Source organism: Bacillus massilinigeriensis (genome assembly GCF_900111815.1).
Lineage (GTDB): Bacteria > Bacillota > Bacilli > Bacillales > Cytobacillaceae > Mesobacillus_C > Mesobacillus_C mediterraneensis.
Map to the genome: position 1 here is coordinate 1,070,583 of NZ_LT630004.1, position 21,764 is coordinate 1,092,346.

At 42.1% G+C, this 21,764-nt stretch carries 24 protein-coding genes and 1 other annotated feature; all 24 genes read left to right on the forward strand.

Annotation, left to right across the window (positions count from 1 at the left end; all coding sequences use genetic code 11):
- Positions 1-67 precede the first annotated feature (67 nt).
- A complete protein-coding gene (gene murG, locus BQ5796_RS05740) occupies positions 68-1,159 on the forward strand; it encodes an undecaprenyldiphospho-muramoylpentapeptide beta-N-acetylglucosaminyltransferase (RefSeq protein WP_071459358.1) in 1,092 nt (363 codons plus the stop codon).
- Between the two features lie 59 nt (positions 1,160-1,218).
- The gene (murB, locus tag BQ5796_RS05745; protein WP_071459359.1) at positions 1,219-2,142 is read left to right on the forward strand and encodes a UDP-N-acetylmuramate dehydrogenase; all 924 of its coding nucleotides are present in this window, start codon (positions 1,219-1,221) and stop codon (positions 2,140-2,142) included.
- Between the two features lie 201 nt (positions 2,143-2,343).
- Positions 2,344-3,132 carry a cell division protein FtsQ/DivIB gene (locus tag BQ5796_RS05750; protein WP_071459360.1) on the forward strand — a complete coding sequence of 263 codons (789 nt, stop codon included), beginning with the start codon at positions 2,344-2,346 and terminating at the stop codon, positions 3,130-3,132.
- Positions 3,110-3,814: a DUF881 domain-containing protein gene (locus tag BQ5796_RS05755; protein WP_071459361.1), complete on the forward strand. Its 705-nt coding sequence runs from the start codon at positions 3,110-3,112 to the stop codon at positions 3,812-3,814. The genes BQ5796_RS05750 and BQ5796_RS05755 overlap by 23 nt, the downstream gene beginning before the upstream one ends.
- Positions 3,815-3,835: 21 nt before the next feature.
- Entirely contained in the window at positions 3,836-4,555 is a 720-nt protein-coding gene (locus BQ5796_RS05760; RefSeq protein ID WP_071459362.1) for a DUF881 domain-containing protein, read from the forward strand.
- On the forward strand, positions 4,555-4,905 hold the full coding sequence (locus BQ5796_RS05765; RefSeq protein WP_071459363.1) for a small basic family protein: 351 nt from the start codon (positions 4,555-4,557) through the stop codon (positions 4,903-4,905). The genes BQ5796_RS05760 and BQ5796_RS05765 overlap by 1 nt, the downstream gene beginning before the upstream one ends.
- A 128-nt stretch (positions 4,906-5,033) precedes the next feature.
- Positions 5,034-6,317 carry a cell division protein FtsA gene (ftsA, locus tag BQ5796_RS05770; protein WP_071459364.1) on the forward strand — a complete coding sequence of 428 codons (1,284 nt, stop codon included), beginning with the start codon at positions 5,034-5,036 and terminating at the stop codon, positions 6,315-6,317.
- Positions 6,318-6,356: 39 nt separating this feature from the next.
- Positions 6,357-7,514, forward strand: coding sequence for a cell division protein FtsZ (gene ftsZ, locus BQ5796_RS05775; protein ID WP_071459365.1), 1,158 nt, complete (start codon positions 6,357-6,359; stop codon positions 7,512-7,514).
- Positions 7,515-7,694: 180 nt separating this feature from the next.
- Complete coding sequence (gene spoIIGA / locus BQ5796_RS05780) at positions 7,695-8,624, forward strand: sigma-E processing peptidase SpoIIGA (protein ID WP_071459366.1); 930 nt, start codon at positions 7,695-7,697, stop codon at positions 8,622-8,624.
- A 58-nt stretch (positions 8,625-8,682) separates the two neighbouring features.
- Positions 8,683-9,402 carry an RNA polymerase sporulation sigma factor SigE gene (sigE, locus tag BQ5796_RS05785; protein ID WP_071459367.1) on the forward strand — a complete coding sequence of 240 codons (720 nt, stop codon included), beginning with the start codon at positions 8,683-8,685 and terminating at the stop codon, positions 9,400-9,402.
- A gap of 148 nt (positions 9,403-9,550) precedes the next feature.
- Positions 9,551-10,330, forward strand: coding sequence for an RNA polymerase sporulation sigma factor SigG (sigG, locus tag BQ5796_RS05790; RefSeq protein ID WP_071459368.1), 780 nt, complete (start codon positions 9,551-9,553; stop codon positions 10,328-10,330).
- Positions 10,331-10,455: 125 nt separating this feature from the next.
- On the forward strand, positions 10,456-10,719 hold the full coding sequence (locus tag BQ5796_RS05795) for a YlmC/YmxH family sporulation protein (RefSeq protein WP_071459369.1): 264 nt from the start codon (positions 10,456-10,458) through the stop codon (positions 10,717-10,719).
- A gap of 22 nt (positions 10,720-10,741) precedes the next feature.
- Positions 10,742-11,614: a peptidoglycan editing factor PgeF gene (pgeF, locus tag BQ5796_RS05800; RefSeq protein ID WP_234969312.1), complete on the forward strand. Its 873-nt coding sequence runs from the start codon at positions 10,742-10,744 to the stop codon at positions 11,612-11,614.
- Positions 11,615-11,622: 8 nt separating this feature from the next.
- Positions 11,623-12,315, forward strand: a complete 693-nt coding sequence (locus tag BQ5796_RS05805; RefSeq protein ID WP_071459370.1) for a YggS family pyridoxal phosphate-dependent enzyme — start codon at positions 11,623-11,625, stop codon at positions 12,313-12,315.
- The gene (locus BQ5796_RS05810; RefSeq protein ID WP_071459371.1) at positions 12,312-12,761 is read left to right on the forward strand and encodes a cell division protein SepF; all 450 of its coding nucleotides are present in this window, start codon (positions 12,312-12,314) and stop codon (positions 12,759-12,761) included. Before BQ5796_RS05805 ends, BQ5796_RS05810 begins: the two co-directional genes overlap by 4 nt.
- A 6-nt stretch (positions 12,762-12,767) precedes the next feature.
- On the forward strand, positions 12,768-13,031 hold the full coding sequence (locus tag BQ5796_RS05815; protein WP_071459372.1) for a YggT family protein: 264 nt from the start codon (positions 12,768-12,770) through the stop codon (positions 13,029-13,031).
- A gap of 71 nt (positions 13,032-13,102) precedes the next feature.
- Positions 13,103-13,876, forward strand: coding sequence for a YlmH family RNA-binding protein (locus tag BQ5796_RS05820; RefSeq protein ID WP_071459373.1), 774 nt, complete (start codon positions 13,103-13,105; stop codon positions 13,874-13,876).
- A gap of 86 nt (positions 13,877-13,962) precedes the next feature.
- Entirely contained in the window at positions 13,963-14,484 is a 522-nt protein-coding gene (locus BQ5796_RS05825; RefSeq protein ID WP_071459374.1) for a DivIVA domain-containing protein, read from the forward strand.
- A 48-nt stretch (positions 14,485-14,532) separates the two neighbouring features.
- Positions 14,533-14,770 (forward strand) — a binding site (T-box leader).
- 76 nt (positions 14,771-14,846) lie between these two features.
- Positions 14,847-17,615, forward strand: coding sequence for an isoleucine--tRNA ligase (gene ileS, locus BQ5796_RS05830; protein WP_071459375.1), 2,769 nt, complete (start codon positions 14,847-14,849; stop codon positions 17,613-17,615).
- A 166-nt stretch (positions 17,616-17,781) separates the two neighbouring features.
- Positions 17,782-18,063: a TraR/DksA C4-type zinc finger protein gene (locus BQ5796_RS05835; RefSeq protein ID WP_071459376.1), complete on the forward strand. Its 282-nt coding sequence runs from the start codon at positions 17,782-17,784 to the stop codon at positions 18,061-18,063.
- Between the two features lie 85 nt (positions 18,064-18,148).
- Positions 18,149-18,622 (forward strand): signal peptidase II, encoded by a 474-nt coding sequence (lspA, locus tag BQ5796_RS05840; RefSeq protein ID WP_071459377.1) that lies wholly within the window; start codon positions 18,149-18,151, stop codon positions 18,620-18,622.
- On the forward strand, positions 18,609-19,520 hold the full coding sequence (locus tag BQ5796_RS05845; protein ID WP_071459378.1) for an RluA family pseudouridine synthase: 912 nt from the start codon (positions 18,609-18,611) through the stop codon (positions 19,518-19,520). The genes lspA and BQ5796_RS05845 overlap by 14 nt, the downstream gene beginning before the upstream one ends.
- A 179-nt stretch (positions 19,521-19,699) precedes the next feature.
- Entirely contained in the window at positions 19,700-20,245 is a 546-nt protein-coding gene (gene pyrR, locus BQ5796_RS05850; protein ID WP_071459379.1) for a bifunctional pyr operon transcriptional regulator/uracil phosphoribosyltransferase PyrR, read from the forward strand.
- A 135-nt stretch (positions 20,246-20,380) separates the two neighbouring features.
- Positions 20,381-21,694 carry a solute carrier family 23 protein gene (locus BQ5796_RS05855; RefSeq protein ID WP_071459380.1) on the forward strand — a complete coding sequence of 438 codons (1,314 nt, stop codon included), beginning with the start codon at positions 20,381-20,383 and terminating at the stop codon, positions 21,692-21,694.
- The last annotated feature ends 70 nt before the right edge of the window (positions 21,695-21,764 follow it).

Sequence of the window (21,764 nt, forward strand, 5' to 3'; positions counted from 1 at the left end):
TAAAACCGAGTGGTGCTGTTGTATTCGCGCCTTCCGGTTATCTTTAATGGATTCATGAGGTGAAGAAATGCGAATTGTGATTAGCGGGGGAGGAACTGGAGGACATATATATCCTGCTCTTGCACTTATTAGAGAGATAAAAAAGAGGAATGAAGAGGCTGAGTTCTTATATATTGGCACAGAGAAGGGGCTGGAGAGCAAAATTGTCCCAATGGAGAATATTCCCTTCCGATCCATACATATAACTGGTTTTAAAAGAAAATTGTCCTTTGAAAATGTCAAAACAATATACCGTTTTTTGAAAGGCACTGTTTCAAGCCGCAAGATTCTGAAAGAGTTCCGGCCGGATATTGTAATAGGAACAGGAGGCTATGTTTGCGGTCCGGTAGTGTATGCGGCGGCAAAGCTTGGAATACCAACTGTTATTCACGAGCAAAACAGTCTTCCTGGGCTTACAAATAAATTTCTTAGCAGGTATGTTGATAAAGTGGCGATTTGTTTCGAGGAAGCTAGAAGTTATTTTCCTGCTGAAAAGGTCGTCTTGACTGGGAATCCGCGTGCCTCTGAAGTTCTTGACTGCAATAATAAGGATGCACTTCTGACTGCAGGCTTGAACAAAGATGTGCGAACGGTTCTTGTGTTTGGGGGCAGTAGAGGGGCCAGGCCGTTAAATGAGGCAATGATGAAATCCTTAACGGAACTTGGTAGGAAGCCTTATCAAGTACTTTATATTACAGGAGAAGTACATTATGAAGAAGTGAAAAAAGAAGTAGCTTTGGTCGGGAATCCTCAAAATGTTATAATTAAGCCTTTCATACATAATATGCCAGAAATACTTGCGGAAATTGACCTTGCAGTGACTAGGGCAGGTGCTACTACACTGGCTGAGCTGACATCTCTAGGAATACCGGCTATCCTCATTCCGAGTCCTTATGTGACCGATAATCACCAGGAGAAAAATGCAAGATCCTTAAGTGACCATAGTGCCGCACTGCTTTTGCTTGAAAAAGAACTGACTGGCCCTAAGCTTATAAGCATGATGGATTCAGTCATTCTGGACCAGGCAAGGCTTATGGAGATGCAAACCGCCTCCCGTAAACTGGGGATACAGGATGCTGCAACAAGATTATACAGCCTGGTGAGGGAACTGGTTCAGTAGCCCAACGCTAGAAGGATGCATACAATGTAGAAAAGGGATTGCCGGAAAGGAAGTAAATCATGAAAGTACTTGCGAATGAATTGAAAAGGATGGATATAGGCCCAGTCAAAGAAAATGAGCCTTTAATGAATTATACTACAATAAAAATCGGCGGACCGGCCGATATACTAATTGAGCCTTCTTCTCCTAATCAACTCAAAAAAGCGATGAAAACTATCCGTTCAGCTGGCGTTCGATGGACAGCTATCGGGAGAGGTTCTAATTTACTTGTTTTAGACGAAGGAATCGAGGGTGTTGTCATCAAATTGGGATCCGGGATGGATGTGGTAGAAGTTAATGGTCCGACCGTAACTGCCGATGGTGGAGTGTCCCTTGTAAGTCTAGCCATGAACGTAAGCAGACAAGGTCTTTCTGGCATGGAGTTTTCCGGGGGAATACCGGGTTCGATTGGCGGTGCCGTCTATATGAACGCTGGAGCTCATGGTTCCGATATTTCTGCAATCCTTGAGAAGGCGTTAATTCTATTTCAAGATGGGGAAATAGAATGGCTGACAAAGGATGAATTGAAGTTCTCCTATCGGACCTCAATCCTTCAAAAGGAACGACCGGGAATTGTGCTTCAAGCTGTTTTTAGGCTTGTTGAAGGAGAAAAGGAGAAGATTCTTAAAGAAATTCAAAAATACAAGGATTATCGAAAGGAAACACAGCCATGGAACTATCCTTGTGCAGGCAGCATCTTTCGAAATCCGCTGCCAGAGTATGCTGGAAAACTAATCGAAAAGGCTGGTTTGAAAGGTCATTCTATTGGGGGGGCGAAAATATCCGAAATGCACGGTAATTTCATTGTCAATGCGGGTAATGCTACTGCGGAGGATGTGTTGGCGCTCATCGAGCATGTGAAGGATACAGTGTTTACTCTCTTCGATGTCAAAATGGAAACAGAGGTGGAAATAATAGGCCGGAAATCGCAGGGAAACAGCTGAAAAATGCTTAATCTGTGGTATAATATTTCCTTAGATTAAGCGGCGGAGTAAGGTTCTCTCTGCATGGAAGAAGCATTTCATTTCGCTTTTCCAGCGATGTTCCAGTGACTTGCTGACATCCGTTGCAGCAAGCGTGATGAGTCTTTCTGTTTGCGCCAGGTTCTTTAGTCTTCGCTGCAAATGTGGATGAGGTGAGCGGAAATGGATAAGACAAAAATAGTTTCGATAGAAGAACGTATTCCGATGCTGAAACAGCAAAGGAAGAAAAAAGCAAACAGGCGTCTTGTTATTCTGCTGTCCCTTTTTTTTGTTTTGATTCTCTGTATTATTTATTTCCAGTCACCTTTAAGCAAAGTTAGGGAAGTGAAGGTTTCGGGGCACGTGTCATACAGTGACGAGGAAATAATCAGAGCTTCTGAAATAACTAGGGATATGAACATTTGGAAGATTGATAAAGGCGATACAGCAAGGAATCTGAAAAAGCTTCCAGAAATAAAGGGAGTCAAGATTAAGATAATCTTTCCAAACTCTGTGACAATAAAACTGAGTGAACATAAAAAGCTTGCGTATATTTCAAGAGGAAAGTCTTTCTATCCTGTCCTTGAAAACGGGAAAGTTGTGCAAGAAAGGGAAGCAGACAATATTCCGGCAAATGCACCAGTGTTAATGCGATTTAAGGAAGGACGGCCACTTGATGAGATGATCTCATCGCTTGGAAAACTACCACCAGAAATATTAGGATCGATTTCAGAAATCCAGCATAATCCATCAAAGTCGGACCGATATCGTATTGTACTTTTTATGAATAATGGTTTTGAGGTGCATGCAACTCTCAGAAGCTTCTCCAAGAAAATGGCTCATTACCCTGCCATCATTGGTCAGTTGAACCCAGAGGAAAAAGGGGTAATCGACCTAGAAGTTGGATCCTATTTCACATCCTATCGAAAAGAGAAGGCAGATCAAGCAAATGTTAAAAAACAGCAGCAGTAATCGGGTTGTATTGTCATTAGTATGTCTTATATTAGGATTTATGTTTGCCTTTTCCTACAGACTTACACAGGAAGAGAAGGCAAAGCCACACATATCGGACAGGCAATGGGAACACAACTTGGACTTGCGAAATGAATTAATAAAAGAGGAAAAGGAAAACAGTGCTCTACAAAAAAAACTTGCCGGTTATCAAGAAACGATCAGCAAGAAGGAAAAAGGTCTTGCAAAAGAAGCAGAAGTTTTTTTCAATCTTGCTGAAGACGCAGAAAAATACAGACTATTTCTTGGGAAAGTGGCGGTGCAGGGCAGTGGGGTGACAGTTACATTATCGGATGGAGCTTATAATTCGAAAGAGGATAATATAAATAATTACCTTGTTCACGAGCATCATATTTTTAAAGTGGTAAATGAACTATATATTGCTGGAGCATCTGCCATTACCATTAACGGTCAGCGTCTCGCTCACAATTCCTATATCATTTGTAATGGACCCGTCATTACGATAGATGGATATCAGCACCCAGCTCCTTTTGAAATAGCGGCTATTGGGAAAGCCGAGGTACTAGATTCAGCACTAAATATCCCTGGAGGCGTACGGGATCAACTTGTTAGCGATAATGTGGTTTTTTCACTGCAGCAAGAAGCGATGATAAGAATGAAACCAGTACCAGGGAAGAAATAGGGTTAAAAGGCAGGTGGAGAAATGGGTGGAAAGAAAAATATTGGATTTGCTATCACCGCTTCCATCCTAGGCCTCATGATTGCGATTCAGTTCAGAACGGTAAGTGAGCCTGTTTTCCGTGATACGAGGGATACATGGGAACTAAGGGAAGCACTGCTGAAGGAAAAGGAAATGCAGTTAACGCTCTTAAAGGAAATTAGATTGAGTGAAGAAAAACTTGCGAAATACAAAGTTAATAAAGTGCAAAGTCAAGAAACAGCATTGAGGGCAACAATTGATGAACTAAAGACAGAGGCAGGTTTGACTAATATTTCTGGTCCTGGTCTCAAGCTTGTGCTTTCACCTGTTTCCGAAGCTGTTGGACCTGCTGGGAATGTATACTTGTCACCAGAAATTCTAAGAAAGCTTGTTAATGAACTTAATATGTACGGTGCCGTGCACATGTCTATTGGGGGCGAACGGCTGATTAACACAACGGTGATCAGGGATATTAACAACGAGACAAAAATGAATGGACAAAGGCTCGACCGCTTTCCTCTAGAGATCAACGTTATTGTCAAGAGCATGGAAGATGCCGGAAAATTATATAATCGGATGAAGGTTTCCAATATTGCTGAAGCTTTTTTTATGGACAATATAAGAGTAAACGTACATAAACCATCGCCAACAACAAAAGTTACAGCATATGGGGATGCAATTAGGGTTAAAGCTATGAAAGCAGTTAAAGGAGATGGCAAATAATGTGGCTCCCGATAATGGGACTAATCATCGGTGTGATGGTAGGGCTCCTAACGGATATCAGAATACCAGAAGAATATGCTAATTATTTGTCAATAGCAATTTTGGCTGCGCTTGATACCCTTTTTGGAGGAATACGAGCCCAATTGCAAAATATTTATGACGAAAAAGTCTTTGTTTCCGGGTTCTTTTTTAATATTTTGCTTGCTGCAGGTTTGGCTTTTCTGGGTGTTCATCTTGGTGTAGACTTGTATTTAGCCGCAGTTTTTGCGTTCGGTGTAAGGCTGTTCCAAAACATTGCGGTCATCAGGCGTATAGTTTTAACAAAATGGTCAACAAAAGGCGAAAATTAGAAAAAAATACTTTTTAAAAAAAGGGAATGCCACCCGAGTGACGAATAGAAATATGTAATTGACACGAATAAAATAGGGGACTGGCTGTTGTTCAAAGAGAACAGGATTGGTTGAAGGAGGTGCCACGAATGAACAGCAATGATATATTTGTTAGTCTTGATATCGGTACATCCAGTGTGAAAGTAATTATTGGAGAAATGGTCAATGACTCTTTAAATATAATTGGTGTTGGCAATGTAAGGTCCGAAGGTTTGAGAAAAGGATCTATTGTAGATATAGACGAAACCGTTCATTCTATCAAAGAGGCAATGGAACAGGCTGAAAGAATGATAGGGATGAACATTCGTCAGGTAATCGTAGGAATTAGCGGTAATCATGTATCGTTGAAACCGTGCCATGGTGTAGTGGCAGTGGCGAGCGAGAATCGAGAAATTGGCAATGAGGACGTATCAAGAGTTATCGATGCAGCTCAGGTAGTATCCATTCCGCCGGAGAGGGAAATCATCGATGTCATTCCAAAGCAGTTTATTGTGGATGGATTGGATGAAATAAATGATCCTCGGGGAATGATTGGAGTAAGACTGGAAATGGAAGGTACCATTATAACCGGATCCAAGACAATCTTACATAATACGCTCCGCTGTGTGGAAAGGGCAGGATTGGAAATACTTGATATTGTACTCCAGCCACTTGCTGCAGGAGCATTTGCACTATCAAAAGATGAGAAAAATATGGGCGTTGTCCTCATTGATATGGGTGGCGGCTCCACAACAGTTGGGGTTTTTGAAAACGGGCATCTCAGTGACACTTCTGTCATCCCGATTGGCGGGGAACATATTACAAAAGACTTATCAATCGGTCTCCGCATTACAACCGAAGATGCAGAAAAAGTGAAAATCAAGCATGGACATGCTTTTTACGATGATGCATCCCAGGATGAACTTTTCAATGTGCCAATTATCGGCACAGATCAGCAGGAGCAGTTCAACCAGCTGGAAATAGCTGATATTATTGAAGCACGGGTGGAAGAAATATTTCATCTAGTGCAGGATGAATTGAAAGCAATGGGTGTTCGCGACATCCCAGGGGGCTTTGTACTGACCGGGGGAGTCGCGGATATGCAAGGAGTCCCTGAACTTGCACAAGATGTGTTCCAGAGCAGGGTCAGGGTTGCTGTTCCTGATTATATTGGCGTTCGTGAAACGCAATTTACAACTGCTGTAGGCTTGATCAAATTTGCCTATAAAAACGCCAAGCTGCAAGGAAAAGTAATGGAAACGACGTTTAGTGAACCGGAAATTAAGGAAAAACGAGTTCAAAAACAGCCGCATCCAAAAACTAAGCCGGAAAAACAGCAGGAGAATAAAGGACCATCAAAGATGAAGAAGTTTCTTGGCTACTTTTTTGAGTAAGCACGCTCAGGAATTTCGACAGATTAGGAGGATTTGTCAATGTTGGAGTTTGATACAAATTTAGAATCACTTGCAACGATAAAAGTAATTGGTGTTGGCGGCGGCGGAAATAATGCGGTTAACCGAATGATTGAACACGGCGTACAAGGCGTCGAGTTTATTGCTGTAAATACAGACGCACAAGCGCTTAACCTGTCAAAAGCAGAAGTGAAAATGCAAATTGGTTCAAAACTGACACGTGGACTTGGTGCAGGAGCGAATCCGGAAGTTGGGAAGAAAGCTGCCGAAGAGAGCAAAGAACAGCTTGAAGAAGTACTGAGAGGCGCAGATATGGTTTTTGTTACCGCTGGTATGGGTGGCGGTACAGGTACAGGAGCTGCACCTGTTATTGCTCATATCGCACGCGACCTAGGAGCGTTGACAGTAGGTGTTGTTACCCGTCCGTTTACGTTTGAAGGGCGAAAAAGGGCCAACCAGGCCGCAGGCGGAATAAATGCGATGAAGGAAGCAGTCGATACTTTGATTGTCATTCCCAATGACAGGCTTCTTGAAATCGTCGATAAAAGCACTCCGATGCTGGAAGCTTTCCGCGAAGCAGATAATGTACTTCGCCAAGGGGTGCAAGGTATTTCCGATTTGATTGCAACTCCAGGGCTTATCAATCTGGACTTTGCTGATGTAAAAACAATCATGTCAAACAAAGGGTCAGCCCTAATGGGTATCGGTGTGGCTTCAGGGGAAAATAGAGCAGCAGAAGCAGCTAAAAAAGCTGTTTCTTCACCGTTGCTGGAAACGTCGATTGATGGCGCTCAAGGTGTTTTGATGAATATCACCGGCGGTACGAACTTAAGCCTGTATGAGGTACAGGAAGCAGCAGATATTGTGGCATCCGCTTCTGATCAGGAAGTTAATATGATCTTTGGGTCGGTCATCAATGAAAACCTAAAAGATGAAATTATTGTAACAGTCATTGCGACAGGTTTTAATGAAGAAGTTCTTCAGCAAAAACCGATGCGTCAAGTTTTCGGGAATCAACAAAAGGCTGCCCCACAAGCTCCGGTTCAGCCAATGCGTGAAGTGAAGCGCGAGGAGATTTCACAGACTCAGGAACCCCAGCGCCACAATCCGTCCCAACAGCATGTCGAGGATACATTAGACATCCCAACATTCTTGAGGAATAGAAACAGAAGAAGATAAACAATCCGAGAAGCACGGCTTTTAGAGCCGTGCTTCTTTTTGTGAGTTTATGCAATCTGACAAAATACGGAGAAATGCAAGAAAATTTCCGATAGTTTGTGTCCATAAAGTGACACACTTTCCTCCCGTGATTACGGTATACTTTTTCGTAACAGCAGGACACCGAAAGGAGGACGGGATTTGCCGGTTTATCTGGACATCATCATTACATTGAATATTTTGTTTGACTCTTTGCTCCTTTACATGACAGCTATCCTGTTAAAACAAAAAATACAAGTTTGGAGACTAGGGCTTGGGGGAATGATAGGTGCCCTTCTCGTCCTTCTCCCATTCACTCCCTTAAGTAATTTGGCGGGGCAATTTCCAGTTAAATTAGGCTTTTCCGTTTTAATGGTATTTGCTTCCTTTGGTTTTAAGCGGTTTAGTAGTTTCTTCAAGACACTGATGTTATTTTATTTTTCTACATTCATGGTTGGAGGCACTTTAACCGGAGTACATTACTTTATCCAGTTTGATCAAGATTTGCTTGTTTCTGCTGCTCTTGGTCAGACGAAGGGTTTCGGCGATCCAATTAGTTGGATTTTCGTAATGCTCGGTTTTCCGGCTGCCTGGCACTTTTCACGCAACAGCACAGGAAAAATCGAAATGGCAAAAATCCAATTCGAGGAGCTTGTAACAGTAAGGATAAATATACTTGGTGTGTTGTTAACAGTTAAAGGGATGGTCGACAGTGGAAACCAGGTTTATGATCCACTTACCCGACAGCCTGTTATGTTCCTGTCAGTCAAAAACTTGATGGACGAACTTCCTGAGCCGGTCAAAAAACTAGCGGAAGAGCCCGACCTCATCATGAAGGGAGGGAGCATTCCAAAAGAGATTGAAGGACTGGTGAAACTCATTCCCTATAAGGTTATGGGACATGAGCATCAATTGAGGATGGCTTTGAAACCCGAATTGCTGGAAATTGATAAAGGAGATAGGACTTATATCGCGGATAAGGCTCTCGTTTCTTTTACGGATCAAGAGCTATCCCCTGATGATCAGTTTCAATGCATTGTACACCCAAAAATGTTGACAGGCACTCCGGTTTTAAAGGCGAGTGCAGGTTAGAAGGCTATGATTAATATTACTATACTCGGAAAAACATAATTTAGAAGGAGGAAAAAATATGAAAAACTTACGTTTAAAATTGTATTATTTATGGTATAAGCTTCTGATCAAACTTGGATTAAAAACGGATGAAGTTTTCTATATTGGCGGCAGTGAAGCCCTTCCTCCGCCGCTAAATAAGGAGGAAGAGGAATTATTGCTTCAGAAGCTGCCAAAGGGAGATAAAGCGGCGAGAAGCATTCTAATTGAAAGGAACTTAAGGCTCGTTGTTTATATTGCAAGAAAGTTTGAAAATACTGGAATAAACATTGAAGACCTCATCAGCATTGGCACCATAGGACTGATAAAAGCGGTCAATACATTTAACCCGGAAAAAAAGATTAAACTAGCTACATATGCTTCTCGCTGTATTGAGAATGAAATATTAATGTACTTAAGACGCAGCAATAAAATAAGGTCGGAAGTTTCTTTTGATGAGCCCCTTAATATTGACTGGGATGGAAATGAGCTCCTTCTTTCAGATGTCCTAGGAACGGATGATGACATCATTACAAGGGATCTGGAGTCCAATGTTGATAAAAAGCTATTGTTAAAAGCGCTGGAGCAGTTATCAGACCGGGAGAAGCAAATCATGGAACTAAGATTTGGCCTTGGCAATGGGGAAGAAAAAACACAAAAGGACGTAGCGGACATGCTGGGCATATCGCAATCATATATATCTAGGCTGGAGAAAAGAATTATCAAACGGCTTAGAAAGGAATTTAATAAAATGGTCTAAAAGAAAATTTTTTTTAATCCAAAAATCCTTTGTTTCCAGTAATTTAATGCCTGATTTGGAAAATAAGTCAAAAAAGGCTTGTGCATATTTTTCCTTCCTACGGAGATAATGAACTCTGTAAAGCAGCTCCTGTAAGGAGGGAAAATGATTGAGTCGGAACAAAGTGGAAATTTGCGGAGTAGATACTTCAAAGCTGCCAGTTTTGAAAAATGATGAAATGAGAGAGCTTTTCAAACAAATGCAGAGTGGCGAAATTTCAGCAAGGGAGAAACTTGTAAATGGAAATCTCCGGCTTGTATTGAGTGTAATTCAGCGCTTTAACAACCGCGGTGAGTTTGTGGATGATCTTTTCCAAGTCGGCTGCATTGGACTAATGAAGTCGATTGACAATTTTGATCTTGGACAAAATGTCAGGTTCTCCACCTATGCTGTCCCAATGATTATCGGTGAAATCAGAAGGTATCTTAGGGATAATAATCCTATAAGGGTTTCCCGCTCCTTGAGGGATATTGCCTATAAAGCGCTACAGGTCAGGGAAAAACTGATGAGCGAAACATCGAGAGAACCGACATCTGAAGAAATCGCCCGGGTTCTGGAAGTCCCTCATGAAGAGATTGTGTTTGCACTAGATGCTATTCAGGATCCGGTATCACTATTTGAACCAATTTATAATGATGGCGGTGATCCAATCTTTGTCATGGATCAGTTAAGCGACGAAAGAAATAAAGATTCCAACTGGATAGAAGAAATCGCTTTAAAAGAAGGAATGCGCAGGTTGAATGAAAGGGAAAAACTCATTTTGCGAAAGAGATTTTTCCAAGGCAAAACACAGATGGAAGTCGCAGATGAAATAGGCATTTCACAGGCACAAGTATCTAGACTTGAAAAAGCAGCAATAAAGCAAATGAATAAAAACATCCAAACATAATGTATGTGAAGAAAAGGCTGCCCAGTGGAACAGGGCGGCCTTTTCTATTCAACCATAAGAAAAAGCACATGTTCCAGCCCTCCCGCTACATACAATGTATTAATAAACTTAGGGAGGATAATAGCATGATTAAGGTTTCCGAATTTCAAGTGAAGGATGTTGTTAGCGTTTCGGATGGCCGAAAGCTCGGGAACATTGAAGATTTTGAAATCAATATAAACACCGGAAAGATAGAAGCTCTCGTCATTGGTGGAGCGGGAAAGGTTCTTGGATTTTTTGGCAAAGAGGATGAAATAGTAATCGCTTGGGAACAGGTCCTTAAAATTGGTGAGGATGTCATTCTCGTTCGTGTTCATCAAGATAAAAAAGAGGATAACCTGGAGGGATAAAAGGGAAAAGGATTTTCCTGTAATGTTACAAGACGTTTATGGTAAACTGAAGAAAATGATAAAGAGGGCAGCAATGGAACCGTTTAAAAGATTCGCCAAAGAGTTTTTTTCGATTATCGAATGGATGGAAATGTTTCCAGGCCTGACATCCGGTTTCACAACGAGAAATGGCGGTGTCAGTGCAGGTCAGGTTAATGGCCTAAATTTTGGTTACCATGTAAAAGACGAGCAAAAAAATGTCACGAGGAACCGGAAATCGCTTTCAAAATCAATCGGATTTCCCCTGCATACATGGGTTGGTGCAGAACAGACACATGAAACGAAAATACAAAGAATTACATCTGGCGATCGTGGAATGGGTGCATCTAGCTACGATACATCGTTTAAAGGTATAGATGGCTTCTATACTTCTGAAAGCGGCATTCTTTTGACAATGTGCTTTGCTGATTGTGTACCGCTGTTTTTTATTTATCCTGAAAAAAGATGGATAGGTATTGCGCATGCGGGATGGAGAGGAACTGTTGGGAATATTGCCGGGGAAATGGTTTCGTCTCTTGTCTCGCACGGTGCGGCTAGTGAAGGGATTTTAGCGGCGATTGGCCCATCTATATGCAAAACATGTTACATTGTTGATGAAAGAATCATCGAATTAGTGGAAAATGTACTAGAACGTGTCGATAAAAAACCATATAATCAAATTAGTGGAGGCCAATATGCTCTTGATTTGAAGGAAGTCAACCGGCTGATGCTTTTGAAAGCGGGTCTAAAGGAAGAGCATATTCTTGTCACAGGACACTGCACAAGCTGCAGCAATGAAATATTTTATTCACACCGAAAGGAAAAGTTTTCAGCGGGAAGGATGGCTGCATTCATTGGCTGGAAGGAGGCTTTTTAAAGCTTATTATGTCTGTTTCAGAGAATCTTGAACATATTCAGAGAGAAATTGCGCTTGCTTGTGAGAAGGCAGGACGTAAATCCGAAGAAATAAAAATTATTGCAGTAACGAAGTATGTCAGTATCGAAAGAACTGCCGAAGCCCTTGATTCTGGAATTTACCATCTTGGAGAAAATAGAGATGAGGGACTTACAGAAAAATGGAATATAATCGGTGATAAGGCAATCTGGCATTTTATCGGTACATTGCAGAGCAGGAAAGTAAAGAATATAGTTGATAAAGTTTCTTATATTCATTCATTGGACAGGCTGTCACTCGCAAAAGAAATCGATAAGCGCGCGGGCAAAGTCATTCCTTGCCTTGTTCAGGTAAATGTATCTGGGGAAGAATCAAAACATGGGATGAACCCTGAAGATGTCAAAAATTTCATTAAAGATCTGGAGCATTTTCCAAACATTCTTGTGGATGGACTGATGACGATGGCACCAAATTCAGAAGATGAGAATTTGCTTAGAAGCTGTTTTAAAAAACTGAAGGAGCTTCGAGACGAAATCTCCAGCTTAAATCTTCCTTACGCTCCATGCAGGGAGCTTTCCATGGGAATGTCAAATGACTATAGAATAGCAGTGGAGGAAGGAGCAACAATGGTCAGAATTGGATCTGCCCTTGTTGGAAATGAACGGGAGGTGCAGGATAAGTGAGCTTGAAAACAAAAATCAAATCCTATTTCTTTTTAGAAGACGATTATGACTACAATGAAATGGAAGAAGAAATGACGGAAGAAGAAGCAGAGACCCAGAAATCAATGGTACGTCAACAGCAAGTTCAAAAACAGAATGTTGTTAGCCTTCAAAGTGTCCAAAAATCTTCTAAAGTCATCTTGATGGAACCACGGGTCTATGCAGAGGCACAGGAAATTTCCGACCATTTGAAAAACAGAAGGTCTGTTGTGGTGAACCTGCAAAGAATCGACCACGATCAAGCAAAGCGGATTGTGGATTTCCTCAGTGGAACCGTCTATGCGATTGGTGGGGATATTCAAAAAATAGGAATGAATATCTTTTTATGTACCCCTGATAATGTGGAGGTATCAGGAAATATTTCTGAACTCTTACAGGAAAATGATAGTCAAGAATCGAGGTGGTAATTTGAAATGGAATTTCTCTTCAGTATACTAGTTAAACTCATTGAAATTTATCAATGGGCTCTTATCATTTATATTTTAATGAGCTGGTTCCCTAACGCAAGAGGTACAGCGATTGGGAAATTTTTAGAACGAATTTGCGAACCTTTTCTTGAGCCATTTAGGAGAATTATCCCTCCGATTGGGATGATTGATATTTCGCCGTTTGTAGCTTTTTTTGTACTCAGATTTGCAGTTGTTGGTTTAACTCAATTGTTCATTTGGATTTCTTAATCTGCATCAACACCGTTAAAAGGCTGGAACACGGCCTTTTTTTGTATTATTACTTGGCGGGAGGATTGGCAATGAGCATATATCAGCACTTTCGTCCGGAAGAAAGGGACTTTATCGATCAGGTTCTGGGCTGGAAGGATTATGTTGAATCCTCCTATGCACCTAGGCTTACCGATTTTCTTGACCCGAGAGAGCAGCAAATCATCAAAGCATTGATAGGAACGCAATCTGAGGTGCAGCTCGAATTTTTTGGAGGCTATAGTGATGCCGAAAGAAAAAGAGCGCTTTTGTTTTTAGATTATATGGAGCCTGGAGCAGGAGATTTTCATCTCACCTTATTTGAGTTGGAATATGCAAAAAAATTTGTAACCATTGAACATCGGCAAGTTCTTGGAAGTTTGATGTCTTTAGGTTTAAAAAGAGGGAAGTTTGGAGATATACTAGTGTCAGATGAGCAAGTGCAATTTGTTGCCTGCCAAGAAGTTGCCGACTATGTGAAGGTTCAGCTTGACAAAGTTGGAAATGCAGGGATTTCTTTGAAGGAATTACCGCTTGAGTCAGCTATTGCTGAAAAGGAAGAGTGGAATGAATCAGCGGTCACTTCTTCATCATTAAGGCTGGATACAATTGTTTCAACCATTTACCGAATATCGAGGCAGAAATCCCAGCTATTGGTACAGCAGGGAAGAGTGAAAGTGAATTGGAAGACGTCCGAGAACCCAGCATTTGAATTAGCGGAAGGTGATATCATCTCTATCAGAGGCATGGGTCGTACGAAAATTGTAACAGTTGAAGGAAAAACAAAAAAAGATAACTGGAGGATTATTGCGGGGAGGAAAAAATAAGGATATAGTAGTACATAGCAGGAATTTCATTGTTGTTGTCGAATAATGACTATACATAAAAGCAGATACTTATGGGAGGTGGCGTCATGCCTTTAACGCCGTTAGATATACACAACAAAGAATTCAGCAAGGGATTTCGCGGTTATGACGAAGATGAAGTAAATGAGTTTCTGGACCAGGTTATCAAAGATTATGAAATGATTATTCGGGAGAAAAAAGAGCTTGAGGATAAGCTTAATGACACAAATGCCAAACTTGGCCACTTTACGACTATTGAAGAGACGCTTAATAAGTCCATCGTCATTGCTCAGGAAGCAGGCGAAGAAGTAAAAAGGAACGCGGAAAAGGAAGCAAAGTTGATCATAAAGGAAGCGGAGAAAAACGCTGACAGGATTATCAATGAATCCCTTTCAAAAGCCCGTAAGATTGCATTGGAAATCGAAGAGTTGAAAAAGCAGTCGAAAGTATTCCGCACTCGTTTCAAAATGTTAATAGAAGCACAGCTTGATATGCTCGATAATGATGACTGGGATCATTTGCTCGAATATCAGCTTGATTCTACGGAGTTGAAATCTGCAGCAAGAGAAGAAGAAGATTCGCTAGCTTGACGCTGTAAGAAATTTTGCATATAATTTCATAAAAAGTTGTAATACACGATCGAAGCGATGACAGGGACAGTACGATTGCCTTATAGCCTGTATCAGCGATCCGGGGATTGGTGGAAGCCCGGAACAGGGAAGCAGTCAGAATATCACCTTGTAGTTCCAAGCTGAACATCCACAGGATTATTAAGCGCAGGCGTTTCATCCGCGTTAAGGATGCTAAAGAGGGCAATGCTGTATTTTTGCTTACTTAGGGTGGTACCGCGGGAAACTAAACCTTCTCGTCCCTTTTGGGACGGGGAGGTTTTTTAATTTTTCGGGTCGCTGGCACCGTTAGATTGTGGAGACCGACAAGGGAGGAAGTTTAATTGGATTACAAAGATACTTTATTGATGCCTAAAACGGAATTTCCAATGAGAGGAAATCTGCCGAAGCGTGAGCCGGAGATTCAACAAAAATGGGAAGAGATGAATATTTACGCGAAAGTACAGGAAAAAGCTGCGGGCAAGCCGAAATTTATTCTTCATGACGGACCTCCATATGCGAATGGAGATATTCATATGGGGCATGCGCTCAATAAGATTTTAAAAGACTTTATTGTCCGTTTTAAATCGATGACTGGTTTCGATGCACCATATGTCCCTGGATGGGATACGCATGGTCTTCCAATAGAACAAGCCCTGACAAACAAAGGTGTTAAGCGTAAAGAAATGACTGTCGCAGAATTCCGTAAACTGTGTGAAGAATATGCTTACGAGCAAATCGATAGCCAGCGCAGCCAATTCAAACGGTTAGGAATACGTGGAGATTGGGAAAACCCCTACATTACATTACAGCCAGAATATGAAGCTCAGCAGATTAAGGTTTTTGGGGAAATGGCGAAAAAAGGATATATTTACAAAGGGCTTAAGCCGGTTTACTGGTCCCCATCTAGCGAATCAGCGCTTGCCGAAGCAGAGATTGAATATAAAGATAAAAAATCTCCTTCCATCTATGTAGCCTTCAAAGTAAAAGATGGAAAAGGAATCCTTGTGGAAGGAACCGAAATTATCATCTGGACTACTACTCCATGGACGATTCCTGCGAACCTAGGGATTTCTGTTTCTCCTGAATTGAGCTATGTGGTAGTTGAGACAGGAAACCGCAAGTTCCTTGTTGCTGAGGACCTTCTTGAAACGGTTTCCGAGGAAATCGGTTGGGAGGCATATGAGATTGTTCAAAAGGTCATCGGAAAAGATATTGAAAACTTGGTGGCTGAACACCCGCTATATGGACGCGATTCTCTTGTGATGTTAGGTGAACATGTAACAACGGATGCTGGAACAGGCTGTGTTCATACCGCGCCTGGACACGGGGAAGATGACTTTCACGTCGGACAGAAATATGGTCTTGAAGTTTTATGCCCAGTCGATGACAAAGGTCATATGACACATGAAGCACCGGGATTTGAAGGTTTATTCTATGATACAGCAAACAAACCAATTACAGAAAAGCTAGAGGAAAAAGGCGCACTATTAAAACTAACGTTTATTACGCACTCCTATCCGCATGACTGGAGGACAAAGAAGCCGGTTATCTTCCGGGCAACCGCACAATGGTTTGCTTCCATTAAGGATTTCCGTTCAGAATTAATGAAGGCAGTGGAAGAGACTGAATGGATTCCAGCTTGGGGTGAAACACGCCTGTTCAACATGGTGCGTGATCGCGGTGACTGGTGTATTTCAAGGCAGCGTGTATGGGGCGTCCCGATTCCGGTTTTCTATGCGGAAAATGGGGAAAGCATCATTACGGATGAAACAATTACCCGAGTATCCCAATTGTTCAGAGAATATGGATCAAACATTTGGTTTGAGCGCGAAGCTAAGGAATTGCTACCGGAAGGTTTCACGCATCCTGGCAGCCCGAACGGCAATTTCACAAAGGAAACGGACATCATGGATGTCTGGTTTGACTCCGGTTCTTCTCATCAAGCTGTGCTCGTTGAGCGGGAAGAACTTCAGCGACCTGCAGATCTTTACCTAGAAGGATCAGATCAGTATAGAGGCTGGTTTAACTCCTCACTATCCACTTCCGTTGCAGTTACAGGCAAAGCGCCTTACAAAGGAGTTTTAAGCCATGGTTTCGTACTTGACGGTGAGGGCCGGAAAATGAGTAAATCGATCGGTAATGTGGTGATTCCTGCCAAAGTGATGAACCAGCTTGGAGGAGACATTTTAAGGTTGTGGGTGGCCTCTGTTGATTATCAAGCTGATGTTCGTGTATCTGATGCTATTCTGAAGCAAGTTGCCGAAGTGTACAGGAAAATCAGGAACACCTTCCGATTCCTATTAGGGAATCTATCTGACTTCACACCGGAAAAAGATGCAGTCCCTTTTGAGTCGCTTAGAGAAGTGGACCAATATATGCTTGTTCGCTTGAACAATCTGATCAAGCAAGTCCGCGAAGCCTATGAGCGCTATGAATTTGCAAATGTCTACCATGCTGTTAACAATTTCTGTACGCTTGATCTAAGTTCATTCTACCTGGATTTTGCAAAAGATATTCTTTATATTGAAGCAGCTGACAATCAAGATCGCCGCGCAATCCAAACAGTACTCCATGAAAGCCTCCTTTCTCTAGTGAAGCTTGTTGCACCGATTCTTCCGCATACAGCAGATGAGGTATGGTCATTTATTCCTGAGACGGAAGAGGGGGAAAGCGTTCAGTTTTCTGACATGCCGCAATACCAAGAAATTGAGCGTGCGAAGGTGCTTGAAGAAAAATGGAGCAATTTCCTTGTGCTTCGTGATGATGTGTTGAAAGCACTTGAAGAAGCAAGGAAAGAAAAACTAATTGGCAAGTCTTTGACAGCCAAAGTGACCCTATATGTTAACAATAAAACAAGAGATCTGCTGAATAGTATTTCCGAAAACCCCGCGCAGCTCTTTATCGTCTCTGCATTTGTAGTTGCAGGCAGTATGGAGGATGCTCCAGAAAATGCCCTTAAGCTCGAAAATGCAAGTGTCCTCGTAACAAAAGCGGAAGGAGAGACATGCGAAAGATGTTGGATTGTCACTCCTGAAGTTGGAACCGTCGAAGAACATCCAACTTTATGCAAACGTTGTTCTCAGGTTGTTAAAGAATATCATCAGCTTTAATCTAATAAGTTACGATCGAAAAGCTCCTCTTACCGAGGGGCTTTTTGTTATGCATTTCAACAATTCCCTGTTACGACAAATCCTGTGATGCCTGTTAAATGTTTATCAGGGTGAAAATGTGGGTTGAGGCAATAATACTTTTAAACAGGTGAACGGAGGCTATGCTATGAAGCGATATTACTTTATTTATGAAGACCTTCGCCGAACGAGGGAGGAACTTGCTGCTTACTTAGAACGAACTCCTGAAGATAGCTCGGTGCTAGCCTATATCCGTGCAGAGTATGAGGACGTCGAACACGCCATGAAGAAGCTCGAGGCAGGTGAATTCGGAATATGTGAATTTTCCGGTGAACTTCTGCCGGAAGGTATGCTTGGAGTCATTCCTACAGCAAAGACAGTATCTGATTTTGAAGATATTGGCTCGTATTTCAAAAAACCCCTGTATTAACTCCTCCAGGTATTTCTGTCGTTTTTCGCCCTTTTGTGCTAAAATGCAAAAGTAATCAATTGTGGCGGATTTGGAGGTAAATTTTGTGTATTATATCATTGCAATCTTTGTTATTGCCCTTGATCAGCTAACGAAGCTGCTGATTGTAAAGAATATGGAACAAGGAGACAGTATAAAGCTGATTGATAATTTCCTCTATATAACTTCGCACAGTAATCGCGGGGCAGCATGGGGGATTTTGCAGAACCAGATGATATTCTTTTATATCATTACAATCATTGTTGTCATTGGTCTTGTTTACTATATCCAGAAAGCTGCAAAAGGAAAGCCTTTGCTAGGAATATCACTTGGTTTGATGCTTGGGGGTGCAGTTGGTAATTTCATCGACAGGCTTTTCCGTAAGGAAGTCGTGGACTTTATTGATACTTATATTTTTGGTTATGATTTCCCTATTTTTAATATTGCAGATTCTGCTCTTGTAATCGGTGTTGGTTTGCTTATAGTGGAAATGTATAGGGAAGAGAGAGAGGCGAAGAGGAGCACAAATGAAAAAAAATGAATTTAATATAAGCGAAAATGAAGCTGGCGAAAGAATTGACAAGGTCATTTCTGCATATAATGAAGAATGGTCCCGGAGTCAAGTTCAGCAATGGATTAAAGATGAACATGTGCATGTCAATGACAAACCTGTAAAAACGAATTATAAATGTTCTTTAAATGATAAGGTTGCCATTACAATACCAAATCCAGAAGAATTAAACGTCGAACCAGAAGAAATGAACCTACAATATTATTATGAGGACAGTGATGTGCTAGTCGTCAATAAGCCAAAGGGGATGGTTGTTCACCCGGCGCCAGGTCACACATCTGGGACGCTTGTGAATGGCTTGATGGCTCACTGCAAAGATTTATCTGGGATAAATGGTGTATTGCGGCCTGGGATCGTGCATCGGATTGATAAAGATACATCCGGGCTTTTGATGGTCGCAAAGAATGACTTGGCGCATGAAAGCCTTGTCAACCAGCTTGTCGAGAAATCTGTAACAAGGAAATATAATGCTGTGGTACATGGTGTTATACCGCATGACCATGGAACAATTGAAGCCCCTCTAGGCCGTGACCCTAAGGACCGACAAAGCATGGCTGTCGTTGATAACGGCAAGCATGCGGTTACCCATTTCAATGTGTTGGAACGATTCAATAATTTCACCTATGTGGAATGCGTATTAGAAACTGGCAGAACACATCAAATTCGAGTGCATATGAAATATATAGGCTACCCGCTTGCCGGCGATCCAAAATATGGACCGAGAAAAACCCCTGATTTGGGAGGACAAGCGCTCCATGCAGGTGTTTTAGGGTTTAACCATCCGAGAACAATGGAGTATTTACAATTTGAAGCCCCTTTGCCAAAAGAATTTGAAGAATTTCTCGATACAATGAGAAAAGAAGGTTGACAAAAAAGCTATTGTGATTTACTATAAATATAGTTAAAAAAGTCCTTTAATGTAGTCCTGTGAGGCTGGGAAGGAAACGGTTAGTTGTGGGGAGTACCACAACGTTTTCTTATGAAAATTTCTCCCGTCTAGGACAGGCGGGAGTTTTTTGTCTTGCTAGGAAATGGAGGTGTGTTAGGATGGAACAGGAAAAGGCCGTTGTACTTGACGATCAGGCAATACGGAGAGCGCTGACCAGGGTAGCGCATGAGATTATCGAACGCAATAAAGGCGTGGAAGATTGCGTCCTTGTTGGCATCCGGACACGAGGTATTTACATTGCGGATAGGCTTGCTGAAAGAATCCAGCAAATAGAGGGGAAGTCGATTGAAGTTGGCGAACTTGATATCACTCTCTATCGAGACGATCTCAGTGTGAAATCGGAAGACTGCCAGCCTGAAGTAAAAGGCTCTGACATTCCTTACAGTATAACGGACAAGAGAGTCATCCTAGTAGACGACGTCCTTTATACGGGGAGAACGGTTCGAGCCGCAATGGATGCCCTTATTGACATTGGGCGGCCAGCCGCCATCCAGCTTGCAGTGCTAGTGGACAGGGGACATCGCGAACTGCCCATCCGCGCAGATTATGTTGGAAAGAACATCCCGACATCAAGCGGAGAGAAAATCGTAGTGGAATTGGCCGAGGTGGATCAAAAAGATAAAGTTTCCATCTTTGAAAAATAATATAGGCCCTTTTAAAGACAGTCCAGAGAGGCTGGAAAGGGGATTAACCGCCGCTGATTTTTTGGCCGGCGATTTCTCCTAACCTCTTTGTGATGAGCAAAGAGGTTTTTTCATACCATGAAGGAGGAAAAATGAATGAACACAAAACCAATTTTGGACGTGAAAGACGTCCCATCCCCAGTACAATGGATGACATTAAGTCTGCAGCACTTATTTGCAATGTTTGGCGCCACTATCCTGGTACCATATCTTGTTGGGCTAAGCCCGGCAATCGCTCTGATCTCAAGCGGTCTCGGAACCATCGCATTCCTCATCATCACAAAATGGCAAGTACCTGCATATCTCGGATCTTCCTTTGCTTTCATCGCACCGGTAATTGCAGCAAAAGCTGCTGGTGGACCTGGAGCAGCAATGGTCGGAACATTCATGGCAGGCTTGGTTTACGGAATTGTCGCACTTGCCATTAAAAAGGCAGGCTACCGCTGGATCATGAGACTCTTGCCACCGATTGTAGTAGGACCAGTTATCATTGTAATCGGCTTGGCGCTTTCAGGAACTGCGGTAAATATGGCAATGAACAACCCTGCCGGGAAATATAGCCTTTTGCACTTCTCGGTAGCCTTAGTAACACTTGCTGCAACCATCATTTTCTCCATATATGGTAGAGGAACGCTGAGTCTCATCCCAATCCTCGGTGGAATTGTCGTAGGTTATCTATACGCAGTTACCGTTGGAATCGTTGACTTCACACCTGTCCAAAAAGCTAAATGGTTTGAAATGCCAGATTTCATCTTGCCCTTTGTTGACTACAAAGTGGAGTTCTCGTTGAAACTGGTTCTCCTAATGGTTCCGGTGGCTATCGTCACTTTATCGGAACATATTGGCCATCAGCTTGTACTCGGGAAAGTAGTCGGGAAAGATTATATCAAGGAACCAGGTCTTCATCGATCGATTCTCGGGGACGGAATGGCCACGATGATATCCGGTTTGATTGGCGGCCCTCCGAAAACAACATACGGTGAAAACATTGGGGTACTAGCCATCACGAGAGTATACAGTGTATATGTCCTGCTTGGAGCAGCAATCCTGGCAATCCTGTTCGGGTTTGTCGGCAAGGTGACAAGCTTGATCGCTTCGATCCCAACTCCTGTAATGGGCGGAGTTTCCATCCTGCTCTTCGGAATTATCGCATCCTCCGGATTAAGAATGCTAGTAGACAGCAAAATTGACTTTGGGGATAAACGAAACTTGGTTATCGCCTCCGTAATCCTTGTTGTTGGGATTGGCGGTGCTTTCATAAAGGTTACAGAAGATTTCCAAATTCAAGGTATGGCTCTTGCAGCAATCTGCGGTGTTGTCCTCAACTTAATCCTTCCTGGAAAGAAGGAAGAAGAAAACAATATGTTTGAACTGAAGAATGAAAAGCGCGATGAAGATGTAGTAGCATAAGTTCCACCTTTTAACAAGGTCCGGAGAGACCTAAAAGGGTGATTGTTCTGAAGTATGGGAAAACTAGTTT

What these genes read in the sequence shown, in the direction of transcription:
- murG (WP_071459358.1), top strand. Translation starts at nt 68, where the DNA reads ATGCGAATTGTGATTAGCGGGGGAGGAACTGGAGGACATATATATCCT.
- murB (WP_071459359.1), top strand. Translation starts at nt 1,219, where the DNA reads ATGAAAGTACTTGCGAATGAATTGAAAAGGATGGATATAGGCCCAGTC.
- BQ5796_RS05750 (WP_071459360.1), top strand. Translation starts at nt 2,344, where the DNA reads ATGGATAAGACAAAAATAGTTTCGATAGAAGAACGTATTCCGATGCTG.
- BQ5796_RS05755 (WP_071459361.1), top strand. Translation starts at nt 3,110, where the DNA reads ATGTTAAAAAACAGCAGCAGTAATCGGGTTGTATTGTCATTAGTATGT.
- BQ5796_RS05760 (WP_071459362.1), top strand. Translation starts at nt 3,836, where the DNA reads ATGGGTGGAAAGAAAAATATTGGATTTGCTATCACCGCTTCCATCCTA.
- BQ5796_RS05765 (WP_071459363.1), top strand. Translation starts at nt 4,555, where the DNA reads ATGTGGCTCCCGATAATGGGACTAATCATCGGTGTGATGGTAGGGCTC.
- ftsA (WP_071459364.1), top strand. Translation starts at nt 5,034, where the DNA reads ATGAACAGCAATGATATATTTGTTAGTCTTGATATCGGTACATCCAGT.
- ftsZ (WP_071459365.1), top strand. Translation starts at nt 6,357, where the DNA reads ATGTTGGAGTTTGATACAAATTTAGAATCACTTGCAACGATAAAAGTA.
- sigE (WP_071459367.1), top strand. Translation starts at nt 8,683, where the DNA reads ATGAAAAACTTACGTTTAAAATTGTATTATTTATGGTATAAGCTTCTG.
- BQ5796_RS05795 (WP_071459369.1), top strand. Translation starts at nt 10,456, where the DNA reads ATGATTAAGGTTTCCGAATTTCAAGTGAAGGATGTTGTTAGCGTTTCG.
- pgeF (WP_234969312.1), top strand. Translation starts at nt 10,742, where the DNA reads ATGTTACAAGACGTTTATGGTAAACTGAAGAAAATGATAAAGAGGGCA.
- BQ5796_RS05805 (WP_071459370.1), top strand. Translation starts at nt 11,623, where the DNA reads ATGTCTGTTTCAGAGAATCTTGAACATATTCAGAGAGAAATTGCGCTT.
- BQ5796_RS05815 (WP_071459372.1), top strand. Translation starts at nt 12,768, where the DNA reads ATGGAATTTCTCTTCAGTATACTAGTTAAACTCATTGAAATTTATCAA.
- BQ5796_RS05820 (WP_071459373.1), top strand. Translation starts at nt 13,103, where the DNA reads ATGAGCATATATCAGCACTTTCGTCCGGAAGAAAGGGACTTTATCGAT.
- BQ5796_RS05825 (WP_071459374.1), top strand. Translation starts at nt 13,963, where the DNA reads ATGCCTTTAACGCCGTTAGATATACACAACAAAGAATTCAGCAAGGGA.
- BQ5796_RS05835 (WP_071459376.1), top strand. Translation starts at nt 17,782, where the DNA reads ATGAAGCGATATTACTTTATTTATGAAGACCTTCGCCGAACGAGGGAG.
- BQ5796_RS05845 (WP_071459378.1), top strand. Translation starts at nt 18,609, where the DNA reads ATGAAAAAAAATGAATTTAATATAAGCGAAAATGAAGCTGGCGAAAGA.
- pyrR (WP_071459379.1), top strand. Translation starts at nt 19,700, where the DNA reads ATGGAACAGGAAAAGGCCGTTGTACTTGACGATCAGGCAATACGGAGA.
- BQ5796_RS05855 (WP_071459380.1), top strand. Translation starts at nt 20,381, where the DNA reads ATGAACACAAAACCAATTTTGGACGTGAAAGACGTCCCATCCCCAGTA.